14 protein-coding genes are annotated in these 13,733 nt (G+C 66.4%); 6 read left to right on the top strand and 8 right to left on the bottom strand.

Translation table 11 applies throughout. The features are described from left to right. The first annotated feature begins 4 nt into the window (after positions 1-4). Genes Aph01nite_RS03085 through arfA form a run of 4 tightly spaced genes read left to right on the top strand, consistent with a single transcriptional unit; the run spans position 5 to position 4,585 of the window. A complete protein-coding gene (locus Aph01nite_RS03085) occupies positions 5-1,303 on the top strand; it encodes an extracellular solute-binding protein (RefSeq protein WP_204039166.1) in 1,299 nt (432 codons plus the stop codon). Between the two features lie 14 nt (positions 1,304-1,317). Beyond that, the gene (locus Aph01nite_RS03080; protein WP_204039165.1) at positions 1,318-2,250 is read left to right on the top strand and encodes a carbohydrate ABC transporter permease; all 933 of its coding nucleotides are present in this window, start codon (positions 1,318-1,320) and stop codon (positions 2,248-2,250) included. After that, positions 2,247-3,116 carry a carbohydrate ABC transporter permease gene (locus tag Aph01nite_RS03075; protein WP_204039164.1) on the top strand — a complete coding sequence of 290 codons (870 nt, stop codon included), beginning with the start codon at positions 2,247-2,249 and terminating at the stop codon, positions 3,114-3,116. Before Aph01nite_RS03080 ends, Aph01nite_RS03075 begins: the two co-directional genes overlap by 4 nt. Next, complete coding sequence (gene arfA, locus Aph01nite_RS03070) at positions 3,113-4,585, top strand: arabinosylfuranosidase ArfA (protein ID WP_204039163.1); 1,473 nt, start codon at positions 3,113-3,115, stop codon at positions 4,583-4,585. Before Aph01nite_RS03075 ends, arfA begins: the two co-directional genes overlap by 4 nt. 13 nt (positions 4,586-4,598) lie before the next feature. Here the strand turns inward: arfA and Aph01nite_RS03065 are convergent, their stop codons facing one another. From Aph01nite_RS03065 to Aph01nite_RS03055, 3 genes are all read right to left on the bottom strand, one after another. Next, the gene (locus Aph01nite_RS03065; protein WP_204039162.1) at positions 4,599-5,555 is read right to left on the bottom strand and encodes a DUF1152 domain-containing protein; all 957 of its coding nucleotides are present in this window, start codon (positions 5,553-5,555) and stop codon (positions 4,599-4,601) included. Positions 5,556-5,729: 174 nt separating this feature from the next. Then, positions 5,730-6,269 (bottom strand): PIN domain-containing protein, encoded by a 540-nt coding sequence (locus Aph01nite_RS03060; RefSeq protein ID WP_239161357.1) that lies wholly within the window; start codon positions 6,267-6,269, stop codon positions 5,730-5,732. Positions 6,270-6,283: 14 nt separating this feature from the next. Continuing rightward, positions 6,284-6,742: an excisionase family DNA-binding protein gene (locus tag Aph01nite_RS03055; RefSeq protein WP_204039160.1), complete on the bottom strand. Its 459-nt coding sequence runs from the start codon at positions 6,740-6,742 to the stop codon at positions 6,284-6,286. 166 nt (positions 6,743-6,908) lie between these two features. On the opposite strand from Aph01nite_RS03055, the gene Aph01nite_RS03050 reads away from it, so the two are divergent. Beyond that, positions 6,909-7,334 carry a VOC family protein gene (locus Aph01nite_RS03050; RefSeq protein ID WP_204039159.1) on the top strand — a complete coding sequence of 142 codons (426 nt, stop codon included), beginning with the start codon at positions 6,909-6,911 and terminating at the stop codon, positions 7,332-7,334. A gap of 108 nt (positions 7,335-7,442) precedes the next feature. On the opposite strand, the gene Aph01nite_RS03045 is transcribed toward Aph01nite_RS03050, so the two are convergent. Both Aph01nite_RS03045 and Aph01nite_RS42005 read right to left on the bottom strand, forming a co-directional pair. Continuing rightward, positions 7,443-8,636, bottom strand: coding sequence for a low temperature requirement protein A (locus tag Aph01nite_RS03045; protein ID WP_204039158.1), 1,194 nt, complete (start codon positions 8,634-8,636; stop codon positions 7,443-7,445). Between the two features lie 107 nt (positions 8,637-8,743). Continuing rightward, positions 8,744-9,079, bottom strand: a complete 336-nt coding sequence (locus Aph01nite_RS42005; RefSeq protein ID WP_275418354.1) for a hypothetical protein — start codon at positions 9,077-9,079, stop codon at positions 8,744-8,746. Positions 9,080-9,381: 302 nt separating this feature from the next. Between Aph01nite_RS42005 and Aph01nite_RS03035 the strand changes: the two genes are divergently transcribed. Next, entirely contained in the window at positions 9,382-10,188 is an 807-nt protein-coding gene (locus Aph01nite_RS03035; protein ID WP_204039156.1) for a helix-turn-helix transcriptional regulator, read from the top strand. On the opposite strand, the gene Aph01nite_RS03030 is transcribed toward Aph01nite_RS03035, so the two are convergent. The 3 genes from Aph01nite_RS03030 to Aph01nite_RS03020 all read right to left on the bottom strand — a co-directional run bounded on the left by Aph01nite_RS03030 (position 10,185) and on the right by Aph01nite_RS03020 (position 13,646). Further along, positions 10,185-12,098, bottom strand: a complete 1,914-nt coding sequence (locus Aph01nite_RS03030) for a ricin-type beta-trefoil lectin domain protein (protein ID WP_204039155.1) — start codon at positions 12,096-12,098, stop codon at positions 10,185-10,187. The genes Aph01nite_RS03035 and Aph01nite_RS03030 overlap by 4 nt on opposite strands. A 458-nt stretch (positions 12,099-12,556) precedes the next feature. Continuing rightward, entirely contained in the window at positions 12,557-12,928 is a 372-nt protein-coding gene (locus Aph01nite_RS42000; RefSeq protein ID WP_204039154.1) for a ClpX C4-type zinc finger protein, read from the bottom strand. Between the two features lie 304 nt (positions 12,929-13,232). Next, on the bottom strand, positions 13,233-13,646 hold the full coding sequence (locus Aph01nite_RS03020) for a hypothetical protein (protein ID WP_204039153.1): 414 nt from the start codon (positions 13,644-13,646) through the stop codon (positions 13,233-13,235). Positions 13,647-13,733: the final 87 nt, after the last annotated feature.

Genomic DNA, 13,733 nt, shown 5'->3' with positions numbered 1-13,733 from the left:
GCCGGTGAACCATGACCTGAAACCCCCGCGCCCGAGCCGCCGGGCCGTACTGGGAGCCCTGGGGGCGCTGGGAGCGGTCGCTCTGACCGGCTGCGGCGCCACAGGGCACACCAGAATCCGCTACTGGAACCTGTTCGGCGGCGGTGACGGCGTCCTGATGGTCAAGATGCAGGACGAGTTCAGAGCGGCGCATCCGGACATCGACCTGGAGGCTGTCACGCTCGCCTGGGGCGCGCCGTACTACACCAAGCTCGCCATGGCCTCCGCCGGCGGGCGCGGCCCCGAGGTCGCGATCATGCATCTGGCCCGCCTGCCCGGCTTCGCCCCCGAGAACCTGCTCGACCCCTTCGACGAGAAGCTGATGGCTGAGGTGGGGCTGGCCACGTCGCAGTTCCCGCCGCAGCTCATCGAACGCGCCTCCGTCGGCGGGCGGCTCTACGCGCTGCCGCTCGACACCCACCCCCTGGTCATGTACTACAACACGGACATCGCCGGCAAAGCCGGACTGCTCGGCGCCGACGGCAGGCTCACCCCGATCACCGGCGAAGACCAGTTCATCGACGCCCTCAAGAAGCTCAAGGACGTCACCGGCGTGTACGGCCTGGCCGTGGACAACGCCGACGTCCAGCCCTGGCGCATCTTCTGGAGCCTGTACCGCCAGCAGGACGGCCCGATGGAATTACCCATCGGCGGAACCGTACGCATGGACGACGCCAAAGCGCTGAAGGCCCTGACGTTCATGCGCAGGCTGACCGCCGAGGGCCTGGCGACGGTCGGGGTCGACTACGCGGGCGCGGTCGCGACGTTCAGCGAGCAGCGGGCCGGGATCCACTGGAACGGCGACTGGGAGGTCGCCACCTTCACCACGGCCAAACTGCCCTTCAGCATGACGGGCTTCCCCGCCCTGTACGGCAACGGCCGCGCCGAGGCCGACTCCCACTCCTTCGTGCTGCCCCGCCAGCGCGACCGGGACCCGGCGGCCACCCGGGCGACGTACACCTTCCTGGCGTACCTGCTCAAGAACAGCGTCACCTGGGGCCAGGCCGGCCACATCCCGGCGTACCAGCCGGTCGCCACCAGCCCGGAGTATCTCGCGCTGAAACCCCAGTCGGAGTACCGCGACGTGGTCAACGACGTGCAGCTCGACCCGCCCGCCTGGTTCAGCGGCTCCGGCTCGGAGTTGGAGAACCAGGCCGGCGTCGCCTTCCAGGCGGTGCTCACCGGCGCCCTCACCCCGGAGCAGGGCCTGGCCCAGTTCAAGGGCGCCCTCAACAGGCTGCTGACCACCCCGAGCCCCGCATAGGGAGGAGACGTCTCATGGCCACCATCACGGCCCCGGCACGCCGGGCCGCTCCCGTCACCGAGGTGGTGCCACTCTGGCGGCGCGTCCCGGCGGGCCTGCTGTTCGTCCTGCCGTTCCTGTTCTTCTACGTCGCGTTCCTGCTGTTCCCCACGGTCTGGGCGCTGGTGCTGAGCTTCTTCAACGAGAGCCTCACCGGCACCCGCGGCGAGTTCGTCGGCCTGTCCAACTGGACGGAGATGTTCGGCGACGCGCTCATGTGGAAGGCGATGGGCGCCACGCTCTACTTCACCCTGCTGAGCACGCCGCCGCTGGTGCTCGTCGGGCTGGTCATGGCACTGCTCACCAACCGCGTGATGCCGCTGCGGTGGCTGTGGCGGCCGTCGTACTTCGCGCCTTTCCTGCTGCCGGTCAGCGTCGTCGCGCTCATCTGGGTCTGGCTGTTCCAGCCGGGGTTCGGCCTGGTCAACGCGGCGCTGACCGCCCTCGGCCTGCCCGAGCTGGGCTGGCTGAGCGATCCGGGCGTCGCGATGTGGTCGGTCGTCCTCACCACCCTGTGGTGGACCGCCGGCTTCAACTTCCTGCTCTACCTGGCCGCGCTGCAGGCGATCCCGCAGGACTACCACGACGCGGCGTCGATCGACGGCGCCGGCTGGTGGCAGCGGCTGTGGTCGATCACCCTGCCCATGCTCCGGCGGACCACCGGGCTGGTCATCGTGCTCCAGCTGCTCGCCTCGCTGCGCATCTTCGACCAGGTCTACCTGCTCTGGACGGGCAGCGGCGGGCCGGGCTTCGCGGTCCGGCCGGTGCTGGAGTACGTCTACGACACCAGCTTCACCAACTTCCGCTTCGGCTACGCGTCGGCCATCTCGACCTTCTTCTTCGTCCTGATCGTCACGATCTCCGCCGCACAGTTCAGGATCTTCCAGTCCCGTGAGGAGCGGCCATGACCACGATCCCGCTTCCGCGTCAGGCCCCCCGCCGGGTTCACCGGGCCACCCGTGCCTGGAACACCGTCGGCCTGGTGGCCGCCGCGCTGATCGCCCTGCTCTGGCTGATGCCGCTGCTGTGGGCCGTGGACACCGCCGTCAAGCCGGAGGACGAGACGGCGACGATCCCGATCTCGTGGATCCCGTCCCACTTCACCCTGGAGGCGTTCGAGAAGGTCTTCGCCCAGAGCGACCTGATCGTCTGGTTCGTCAACAGCACGGTGGTCACCGTGTCGGTCACCCTCCTGGTGCTCGTCACGGCCAGCATGGCGGGGTACGGCCTGTCCCGGACCGACTTCCGCGGCAAACGGCTGCTCTACGGCGTGATCATCGCCGGGATCATGGTGCCGCCGCAGATCGTCGTCGTGCCGCTGTTCCGCGAGATGCTGGCGCTCGGCCTCGTTGACACGTACTGGGCGATGATCCTGCCCCAGGTGGCCGTGCCCGCCATGGTGTTCATCCTGAAGAAGTTCTTCGACGGGCTGCCGCGCGAACTGGAGGAGGCCGCCCGCGTCGACGGCGCCTCCCTGTGGCGGATCTACTGGCAGATCGCGGTGCCGCTGTCGCGCCCCGCCCTCGCCGCCGTCGGCATCTTCACCTTCATCATCACCTGGAACAACTTCTTCTGGCCGTTCCTGGCCGTGTCCAACCCCGACCTGATGACCATTCCGGTCGGCCTCGCGACCATCCAGAGCTCGTACGGCCTGCGCTACGCCCAGATCATGGCCTCGGCCGTCCTGGGCGGGTTGCCGCTGCTGGTCGCGTACGTGTTCTTCCAGCGCAACATCATCAGAAGTGTCGCCCACACAGGATTGAGCGGTACATGACCGACGCGTCCCTGACCATCGACCCCGCGTTCTCGATCGGAACCGTCGACCCCCGGCTGTTCGGCTCGTTCGTCGAACACCTCGGCCGCTGCGTCTACACCGGCATCTACGAGCCCGGCCATCCGGCCGCGGACGAGAGCGGGCTGCGGCGGGACGTGCTCGACCTGGTACGCGAACTCGGCGTCACCGTGGTCCGCTATCCCGGCGGCAACTTCGTCTCCGGGTACCGCTGGGAGGACGGCGTCGGCCCCGACCGTCCGGTACGCCTGGACCCGGCCTGGAAGTCGATCGAGACCAACGAGTTCGGCCTCGGCGAGTTCATGACCTGGGCCCGGGCGGCCGGCGTCGCCCCGATGATGGCCGTCAACCTGGGCACCCGGGGCGTACAGGAAGCGTGTGACCTGCTGGAATACGCCAACCATCCGTCGGGTACGACGCTGTCGGACCTGCGCGTGAAGCATGGCGCGGCCGAGCCGTACGACATCAGGATGTGGTGCCTGGGCAACGAGATGGACGGCCCGTGGCAGACCGGCCACAAGACCGCCCGGGAGTACGGCAGGCTGGCCGCCGAGACCGCACGGGCGATGCGGATGATCGATCCCGGCCTGGAGCTGGTGGCCTGCGGCAGCTCCAACGCCGAGATGCCCACCTTCGGCACCTGGGAGGCCACGGTCCTGGAGGAGGCGTACGACCAGGTCGACTACGTCTCGCTGCACTCCTACTACGAGCCGAAGGACGGCGACGTCACCGCGTTCCTGGCGTCGGGGGCGGCGATGGAGGCCTACATCGAGGACACCATCGCCACCTGCGACCATGTCCGCGCCAAGCTCAGGCGGAGCAAGCGCGTCAATCTGTCGTTCGACGAGTGGAACGTCTGGTACCTGTCGAGATTCCAGAACGATCCGCCCACCGAGTGGGCGCACGCCCCGCGGCTGCTCGAAGACCATTACAACGTGATGGACGCGGTCGTCGTCGGCAGCCTGCTGATCGCGCTGCTCCGGCACGCGGACCGGGTGCGGATGGCCTGCCAGGCCCAGCTCGTCAACGTGATCGCGCCGATCGTCGCCCAGCCGGGCGGGCCGGCGTGGCGGCAGACCATCTTCCACCCGTTCTCCCAGGCCGCCCGGTACGGCAGGGGCGAGGTCCTGCGCGTCGAGCCCGTCTCCCCGGCGGCCGGGGAGGTTCCGGCGTTGCACGCGACCGCCGTACGGGGAGAGGACGGCACGGTCACCCTCTTCGCGGTCAACCGATCGCGGAGTGACGCCCTGGACCTGGCCGCCGACGCGCGCGCCCTCGGTGACGTACGGGTGCTGGAGTCGTGGGTCCTCACCGACTCCGACCTCGACGCCCGCAACAGCGCCACCGACCCCGACCGGGTACGCCCTCGTACCGCCGCGAGCACCCTGGAGGACGGCGTTCTCCGCGCGGTGCTCCCGCCGGTGTCCTGGAGCGTCATCCGGCTGGGTTGAGCGCGCTTTCCTGTCAGTGCGGAAACGCCCGCGGCGGGCGTGGGGTGGCCTCCGCCCGGAAGCTCTCGATGATCGAGCTGATCTGACGCATCAGGATGGTGCCTTCGAGCCGGCTCAGATAAAGCGAGCGACGAGCGAGTGCGTCCATGTCCACAGCGAAGTAGACAGCCATAAGGGGGTTGATGAACAGCTCGCTGCCGCTGGTACGGGTAGTGAAGTGGGCGTCGCCGAACTGCCCGTCCAGCGCGGCCGCGATCGAGCCGTTGACGATGCTCGGATGATCCGGTGTGTCGGCGTGCGCGTAAGCGACGGCGTCCAGATAGAGCTCGGACGCCCGGCTGGCACGCGGAATGGAAAAGGCACCCAGATACGCCCCGTCACGATCCAGCGCCGCCAGATTCTCCAGCACCTGAACATGATTGACCCCGTGGTACGCGTCGACACCGAACCCGAGGCAGACGACGACCTTCTCCCCCACATCAAGCCCGTGCACGGCGGCCAGACTGGCCATGTCCTCCTCCGGAGTCCCCAGCCCCGCCTCGTCACCGCGCATCAGAATGTCGGTCCCGCCATCGACCAGAACAATGGCATCGATATCCAGCCGCTCCACCAGCACCCGATAGGCCGCCCGTAGCGGAGCTACTCCAACCCTGGGAAACGCGTACACGGTGGAAGGCAGATCATGGGCCTCAAGCCATCGAGCAAGCGACCGTTCAGGAAAATACGAGTCCCGGCTCTCCGTCTCCGGACCGATCGCGGCCACATCCTGATCCACCCAGACCTCAAGATCCAGCCCATGCAACCGGCTGAACGACAAATTGGCCAGGTGAACCCGCTTACCCGCCTCCCACAACTCCACAGCAATCGGAAGCCCGGCAAACACATCGAACCCCCCGCCAGCACCGGCCACCAGAATCCGACGCGCCTGCTTGAGCCGGGTGAACAGCGGGGGCTCCTGTAACGAGAACATCCCCGGGAACCTACCAGCACCCATTCAAAAGAACGCCGGCCCGCCCTCGTATCTGGCACTCGATCACGTGCCAGAACGGACAGCAGTCAAGTCCCCGTTTCCCGGGTCGCAGAGGGAAAACCATGAGCTGGCAGTGCGGGTTCGAATGCTGCCTTGCCGGAGATGCTGACTCGCCTAGCCGCGCAAGGCCGCAACCGCTTCAACGAGCCCGGCGCGTTCCAAAGCGTCGAGAACGTCATAGACGGTCTGTGGCGGGTTGGTGCGCGAGTCCGCGATCTGCTGCACACAAGCCCAGACAACACGGTCGTCGAGGTCGATTTGATCGAGAACGAAATCGTCGGGACTTCTGACTTCTACGCCCCATGTGGCCAGCGTTTCGGCGGGGAAATCCCGCAGGTTCGACGTCACGATCACCTGGGCGTTCGCCTTGATGGCGGCAGCAAGCACATGCCTGTCGTCAAGGTCCGGCAGTTTGAGACCCTCGATGATCGGCTCGTACCCTTCGACGATGCAGTCGGGGACGGCGTCGATCAACAGCGCGCGCAGCCGTTCCAGCTTGGCGGGAGCGACGTCTGGCAGGTTCGCAGCGAGGTTCCGCTGCATCTCGTCCAGGATCGCGTGCGTCCACTTGGCCTGGACCAAGCCCGACTGCGCCAGCCGGATCAACAGGTCCCTTTGCGTGTTGCCGTACAGAGCATTGGCGTCGTAGATCACGACAAATGGCATGACTACAGTCCCAACTCCTGGCCCAGGTCGCTCAGTTCGTCGGCCGCCGCTCTACGTTTGACCGAGTCTTGGCGCACGTACTCCATGAGGTCGTCATGCCGGATTCGCCGATGTCTGCCGACCAGCCGGAACGGGATGGCGCCCGCCTCCAAAAGACCGATGAGATACGGCCGCGAGACATTCAGCGTGGCCGCTGCCTGCTGCGTCGTCAGCTCCGCGTGCGACGGCATCACCTGCACGCCTCGTCCCTCGGCGATCTGGGCAAGGATGTAGGCCAGCATCGACACGGCTTCGCGCGGCAGAACCAAGGCCTCGTCACCGGCCCGCTCTGCCGCAACCTTGATCGCCTTCTCTTCCGGATGCCGCATCAGGTACTCCTTGATGCGGCGGAGCGCCCGCTCTGATTGCTCTTGGTCAAGGCTGCCCGGTTTGATCGAGCTCGCCAGTTGCGTTCTTGCCATGCCTCTGTCCTTCCCCGCTATAGACGCATTATCCGCAGCCAACGCAACAAACGCAATTGACCAGTCAGCGACTCTGACCTGCATCGATGGCATACTCGACGATCTCGCCACCCGCGCCGACGCGAACGACCTGGTAGGCAAGCACTCATCCCGTAGTGTGCGAGCCATGGACATGGTGCGTCAGGTGATCGTGTTCGACGCGGCCGACCTACACGCCGAGAGCGCGTTCTGGGCCAACATTCTCCGCGGGCACGTCTTCGAAGACGACGCCTGGCACAGCGTCATCGACGCCGCCGGAGAGTGGCGCATCGGCGTGCAACTGGCGCCCAACCACGTACCACCCGACTGGCCGCACGGCACTCCCCAGCAAGTCCACCTCGACCTCCATGTCGACGACCCGCGAGCCGCCCACGAAGAGGCGATCGCCCTCGGCGCCCGGCTACTCCAACCAGCTCCCGACCTCGATGCCGCCGAAGGCCACCAGGTATACGCCGACCCCGCCGGACATCCGTTCTGCATCGGCTGGGGACACCCGTCCCGGGAGACGATCGCAGCATTCGTCGCCAATCGTTTGGAGCGGAAAGAGTCATAGGACCGGGAATCGCTCCTTCACCACCGGCGGCCACGAGGATCCGTTCGGACTTGTCCGCGTTTGAATGGCCGTAGACGCTCACGCGCGGCGGTATGGGCCGGTCCTGTCCTAGTCGGGGCGGCCGAGTCTGCGCATTACGGCGGGGTAGCTCACCTGCCAGTACGCCACGGCCAGCAACCCCACCACGATCCACCAGGCCGCCAGCCCATCCCCGAAGACCGCCAGCAGTACAGGAACGAGGACGGCGGGCAGGGACCAGCCGAGGAGCCAGCGGAGGGGGGCGCGGGCGGCGGCGCCCAGGACGGCGGAGGTTAGGAAGTAGGCGGTCATTCCGCCGCAGATGGTCCAGCGGACTGCGGTCGCGAGGTGGCCGTCGGCGTGTTCGGCGAGGGTGCCCAGGCCGGCGGCGGTGGCGGCGACTCCGGCGGTCATCGCGAAGTGGGCGGGCAGGGTGATCCGGGCCTGGAGGCCGCCGAAGCTGGGGACGGCGGCGGCGCCGTACTCCAGGGTGAGCCACCACAGGCAGACCAGCAGGCCGAAACCGGCGAGGGCGGCGACGCTGAAAGCGGGTGTCCAGCGGGTTTCGCCCGCCGCCACGACGACCTGCATGACGGTTTCGCCGAGGACGATGATCACGAAAAGGCCGAGCCGTTCACCCAGGTAGGGGATGTTGAGCCGCGCTCCAGCCGGGAGCACGAACCGCTGGGGCGCCAGGCCGCGCCGGTAGGAGCGCAGCGCCTGCCGCTGGGCCTCGCCGCGCAGCGCGGCCAGCTTCTGCTCGGGGTGACGGCTCTGCAGGTACGAGATGACGATGTCGGCCGCCACACCGAAGCCCCACAGCCAATACCGGCCGGGCGCCGGCACCCAGATCGAGATCACCCAGGGTGTGAGGCCCGCGCCGTACTGGGCGGCGGGCCAGGCGCCGATGAAGGTGCCGGTCCTGCTCCAGGTGCGGGTGGCGAGGACCCGGCAGGCCACGTACGCGATGGCGAACGCTCGCGCCCGATCCCCGCCGGCCTCCGGGATGGCGGCGGCCATCACCGCGATGCCGAACATGGCGATCAGCATGGACCGGCGGCGGGTACGCTCCCCGGCCACGTTGGCGTAGAGGGTGAAACTGGTCCAGACGCTCCACACCGCGTAGTACAGGACGATGAACAATCCCGCGTCGGCGAGCCCGATCGGGTGGCCGGGGCTGGGGTGGAGCACGTGCGCCAGCTGGGCGACCGCCGCCACGATGATCAGATCGAAGAACAGCTCAAGCCAGCTGGCGTGCCGCTCCGGAACTTCCTGCTCAGCCATGAGCTGCAAGGTAGCGGCATGGGCGGTTCACGCCAATTCGTACTTTCATGGCACGCGTTCCGGGCGGTGTAGCCGATCCACTCGCCCGGAACGCGCTCGATCACGATCTACGGAACGCCCACGATTCCTTCGCAGGTGGCGTCGGCCGTGTCCGCGACCACTTCAGTACCGCCCTCGCAGCGGTCGCGCCCGTTGCCTCCGGACAGCTTGTCGTCGCCCTTGCCGCCCATGACGACGTCGTTGCCCTCACCGCCGCAGATGTAGTCGTCGCCGTCGAGGCCGACGATGTCGTCGTGGCCCGGCCCGCCGTCGATCACGTCCGGACCGTTGGTGCCGATGATGGACTCGTGGGCGGCCGTACCCTGGATGGTGATGACCTGTCCTTGGCAGGTCGCCGCCGCCGCGTACACCGGAGCGGCCGGCACAGCGAGGGCGGCGAGCATGAGGAGCAGCCCGGCCGGTGCCGCGAGGCGGTGGATCCGCCGCCGCGGTGATCTCGTAGGTCGGGGCTGAATTACTGGTGATTGTTCGTGCATCGTGGTCCCCTTCTTTGACAGGAGCGTCCCGAGCCGTTTCCCCCGCTCGGTGACGGTTCCGCGTAGCGCCAAGGTGGCGCTCGTATGCCAATCAGGGTGTCGTTCCACGGCCTTGAGATACATACGGAACAGTGCGTATGCAGGCGCGCTACGGATGTCGAAGCCTGATACTTCTTGGCATGAGCCTGTCCCCTCAGGACTACCGGCGCATGCTGGACCTCTCCGTCGCGCTGATGGACGGAACCGCGCCCGAACTCGACTGGAACGCGCTGAGCACCGAGCTCAATGACGCGCTCCACGGATGTCTGTGCCTGTTCGTCGACCAGTTGTGGCCGAGCGGCGGCGCCGGCCGATGCCGGGCGTGGGCGCCCGAACAGATCGGCGGAATCCTCCTGGACACGCTGGTACGCGAAACCATCAGCGAACATCCGCTGGCTCGCCACTACGTGTCCAACGACCACGACCGTGTTCCGGTCGCCCTGGCGGACGTGATCAGCACAACTGATTGGCGCCGGACGAGGACGTACGGAATTCTCCGGTCCGAATTGGAGATCGACCAGCAGATGGCGGTGCCCATGGGCCTCGCTCGCGCGTTTGTGGTCTGTTTCCCGCCGGGAGAGCGCATCAGCGAGCGCGACCGCGAATATGCCCGCCAGGTCCAGCCTTTGCTGATCGCCGCCGAACGGCACCAGCTGCAACTAAAGGAATCCTTCGGCGCGCCGTCCGACATCGCCCGGGCGACGAGACAAGCGGCCGATCTGGGGATCACGGCCCGCCAGCTGACCGTGCTGACGCTGCTGGCCGAAGGGTTGACCGCGGTCGCCATCGGGCGGCGGATGGGCATCTCCCGGCGTACCGTCACCAAACATCAGGAGCATCTCTACCGCAAATTGGAGGCGAACGATCGCCTCAGCGCCGTCCTGCGCGCCCAGGAGGCGGGCTTGGTTCCTATTCCCATAGCGGGTTCGGCCGGGCCGCCATTCGACCCGGCCGAACGTTCGAAAGCACCAGGCTAGAAGTCGGTCCCGCACAACACCGGGTATTGCGCTGTCGACTTCATGTTCAGCGCGTTGTTCAATTCCACGGTGATGGTGAACCGCTTGCCCGCCGAACAGGTGGTGGAGACATGCTCCTGGTCATTCCAGGAGCTCTTCTGCACCGTGCCGTTCTGGTCCTTCACCCACCAGCGGATGGTGGTGTAGGGGCCGTTTCCGACGTTCTCCACGTCGCAGCTGTAACTGTTCGGATGTGAGTCACAGCTGAGCGACGCGATCGGATGGGGCGGCATGGGATACACGTTGGGTTCGCCATGCTCGTTGAGCCCGCCACCCGCCGTCGGCCGGCAGTCGATACTGACCGGACTTCCATTGTTGTACGCCTGCCGCAAGCAGTTGCGCATGGCCAGCTGCCCCCAGTAATTGGCGTGCCCGCCCTCCTGCAACTCGTAGTCGTCGTAGTCGGGGTTGTCCCAGGGGGCGTCGGGGAACGAGATCAGCTCGCGCAACAGCGGACTGACCCGCATCTGCGTGAACCATTCGGAGGCGTCCGCGGCGCCCGATGCGGTCCAGTGAGCCAGGTTCCTCTCCTCCATCGTGCCCACGTTCAGCTGGCACAGCGCGTGCCGTTCACCGATGCCGTGCATCTCGACGAGCTTGACGTTGGGATGATTCAGCTCCTGTACCGCCTTGCTGACCGCGCGGTTGAGGGCCGGCGCCGCGGTGGAAACGGCCCAGTTCGCGTCCTGGTTCCAGGTGGCGCAGCCGCTTCTGCCGCGGTCCCAGTCCGTCTCGGCGTACCGGAATTGGTTGCCGGTGGGAACAGGCACCCAGTAGGTGTGCACGAAGAGGGTGTATTGCTGGTTGCTGTACCCGGCGAGTTGCATCGCCAGCCGGGTGTTGTTGATGGCCGTCTTGATGTCGGCCTTCAACTGGGCCAATGCCGTCTGCGAGAACCGGCTGGTGATGGACGCATCGTCGTGGCAGTAGTTCGGGGAGAAGTCGGCTGACGAATACCAGTTCTCGATGCACTTCGTGAGGATGGCGGCATAGCCGAGGTTGTTCGCTCCGATCAGCAGCGACACCGCCTTGACGTTGTGCGTCATGGCGAACTCCTGCAAGAGCAGCGCCTGCCCCTTGTGGTTGGACGGCAGGTCCTCCGGAGTGGGGGCGAAGTCGATACCCGGCTTGTAGTTGCCGCCGGGATTCTCGGCCGTCGCGGTCTTCGCGCCCGAGCAGGCGAAGTTCACTCCCCTGATCCCGCCTCCGATGTAGACCGGGGCGCTCCGGGACCGGTGGCATCCCCGGATCTGTTCGTACGAGTTGGGCAGACCGAAGCCCTGCTCGGTGCTGATCGGCCAGTTGTACTCGCACGTCTCGATGCGCAGATGGAAGTCGCCGCCGACCGTGGGGTTGACGCCGAGGCACTTCCCCGACTGCGGGTTGAAGATATGCCTGCCGTCCGGGAATTCCCGCCAGACCTGCGCTCCGGTCCCGTTGCATTCCCACAGCCGAACCCTCGTGAACTGCACCGATGAGCCGTTGGCGACGTCCAGGCACTTCCCGAGGGCTCGAATCGTGCCGTCGACGCCCAAATTCTCACTGGTCGGCCTCGTGCGGACGGTCCAGTTCTGAGCGGCGGAACCATTGCACGCGGCCAACTGCACAGCGGTCCCGTTGGCCGAGGACCCCTGATTGACCTCGACACACCTGTTACCGAACCCCGTGATCGGCCCCGGAAACCCCCCGTCGTGGTAGGCCTTCTCCCCGAGCGCATCACTCTTACTAGACGACTCGTTCGCGTTCCCCGCCCAGCGACCCCCTTCACCGGATATCGCCGAGTCCCCCAGACTCACGATGTACGGCGTCCCGTTCCCCGGCCCATCCGCCACGGCATGTTCGGCGGCCGGCTCCGAGGCCACCATCGCCATAGCCGCTATCAGGCCCCCCGCGAGAGTTATGCCTAACATGCGTCTTCTCATTCGTCCTTCTTCCTGGCTCGTGTTTGCACGGCCGTGATCCCCCGCTTCTTGCGATATCAGGAATCGGTGGAGCAGCACGTGGCTCCGGAATGCCGACCAGCGGCATGACGACCGTGTAAAGGCCCCGCTGACGGCAAGATCCAGGATGTCGGCCAGGCTCGGGCACGCGGTATAAGCACAAGTGCGTACGGGGATCTCTAGAATCCGGCCGAACCAGAGCATCGTCACCGGCGCGGCAACGCCACACGCCGTGAAGTTCTGGCCGTGATCACCGGTGTCGCTTCTAGGGCACAGATCGCAAGACGGGCTTGTGCATGGACGATGATCTCCGCGTGCGACTGTTTTAGGAGCACAGTCCTTAGAAGTGTGCTCCTAAAACAGGTGTATCTGCGGCGGGCCCGGGCCTGTCACTCCTCGCCGGAGAAGCGCTCCCATGCTGCCTGGCGGGTGACTCCGAGAGCTTCGCCGATCTTGGCCCAGGTGACGCCGCGTCGGCGCAGTTCCTGCACCCACGCGCGCAGGTCAGCCTCGGCTTGCTCGATGTGGGCGGCGACGCGCGGAATGTGGTTCAGCATTTCCTCGTCTGTCAGGGACTCCCACACGGGTACGCGCGGTCGTGCAGGGCTTGTGGGGCTTCCTTCGATGATCGATGCGGCCAAGGCCACGCACTCGTTGCAGATGTGTACGCCGGCGCCGGCGACCAGTTTGTCGACCTCGGTGTCCGGCTTGCCGCAGAAGGAACACCGAGCGAGTTCGGTCAGGGTGTCAGGGGATGTCACGGCTCACTCCTAAGGCTCAGGACGTCTACGCGTCAAGATGTCCTTGACACCGTATTTCGTCAAGAGATCCCTGACAACAGTGATCGAGTACATGCTTCGACAGCCCGGTCGTGCTCGCACGGTCGGCGATTCTCGGGAATTGCGCGGCCTCACGGCCTCTCGACTGGCATATGCACAGGTCAGCGGTTTTGCAGGTCAGACCGCATGCCGTGAAGGCTCCCACGCTGATGGCGGTGGGGTCGATCTCCGTGGCCCGCTTCACGTTCCGGGAATCGAATCACAGGAGAGGGGACAACCAAGGTCTTTAGGGCTCGTTCGTCTTCTCTATGGCGTGGCGGGTGTAGCGAGGGTCGGGAGGGTCGAACTCAATCCCGTTCGCGTCCAGGGCGTTGTAGACGGTGATTCGACCGCCTGGGAACACGAAGCTGGGCGCCACCATGCCGTTGGCTATGTCGTCGCCCACATAGTCGAGAAGTTCTACAGCCGTCAGGGCCTGGCCTTCCAGCGAGGCCAAATCCGGGAAGGCATTGTCACGCCATGCGAGTCGGAAGCCCTGCCCTGCCCAATCCATGGGCTGAGCCGGATCGACTGTGTTCCAGGTGATTGACAGATCGTGAAGCTTTCGATGAACGATCTCGATCTGTTCGCCAGCGAAGTCCAGCAAGACGATGCTGTCAGTGAACCATTCGTCTTCGTCCAGGTCCCAGACGACCAGCATGCGCGCGAGTCGCCGGCCCGCAAGCCCAGCCAGTCTGCTTCTCTGAGCAGTCATGATCGCCGATAGGCCGGTCGTCCACTCTGGCCG

The sequence above is a fragment of the Acrocarpospora phusangensis genome (assembly GCF_016862995.1).
GTDB lineage: Bacteria > Actinomycetota > Actinomycetes > Streptosporangiales > Streptosporangiaceae > Acrocarpospora > Acrocarpospora phusangensis.
The sequence above is the reverse complement of the archived record's forward strand: the minus strand, read 5'-3'. Positions and strand labels throughout refer to the sequence as shown.

Coding starts and splice junctions, on each gene's coding strand:
- Aph01nite_RS03020 (WP_204039153.1), bottom strand. CDS start 13,646: ATGCTGGTCGTCTGGGACCTGGACGAAGACGAATGGTTCACTGACAGC.
- Aph01nite_RS42005 (WP_275418354.1), bottom strand. CDS start 9,079: ATGCTCGCCGCCCTCGCTGTGCCGGCCGCTCCGGTGTACGCGGCGGCG.
- Aph01nite_RS03080 (WP_204039165.1), top strand. CDS start 1,318: ATGGCCACCATCACGGCCCCGGCACGCCGGGCCGCTCCCGTCACCGAG.
- arfA (WP_204039163.1), top strand. CDS start 3,113: ATGACCGACGCGTCCCTGACCATCGACCCCGCGTTCTCGATCGGAACC.
- Aph01nite_RS03055 (WP_204039160.1), bottom strand. CDS start 6,742: ATGGCAAGAACGCAACTGGCGAGCTCGATCAAACCGGGCAGCCTTGAC.
- Aph01nite_RS03045 (WP_204039158.1), bottom strand. CDS start 8,636: ATGGCTGAGCAGGAAGTTCCGGAGCGGCACGCCAGCTGGCTTGAGCTG.
- Aph01nite_RS03050 (WP_204039159.1), top strand. CDS start 6,909: ATGGACATGGTGCGTCAGGTGATCGTGTTCGACGCGGCCGACCTACAC.
- Aph01nite_RS03030 (WP_204039155.1), bottom strand. CDS start 12,098: ATGGCGATGGTGGCCTCGGAGCCGGCCGCCGAACATGCCGTGGCGGAT.
- Aph01nite_RS03075 (WP_204039164.1), top strand. CDS start 2,247: ATGACCACGATCCCGCTTCCGCGTCAGGCCCCCCGCCGGGTTCACCGG.
- Aph01nite_RS03065 (WP_204039162.1), bottom strand. CDS start 5,555: ATGTTCTCGTTACAGGAGCCCCCGCTGTTCACCCGGCTCAAGCAGGCG.
- Aph01nite_RS03035 (WP_204039156.1), top strand. CDS start 9,382: ATGCTGGACCTCTCCGTCGCGCTGATGGACGGAACCGCGCCCGAACTC.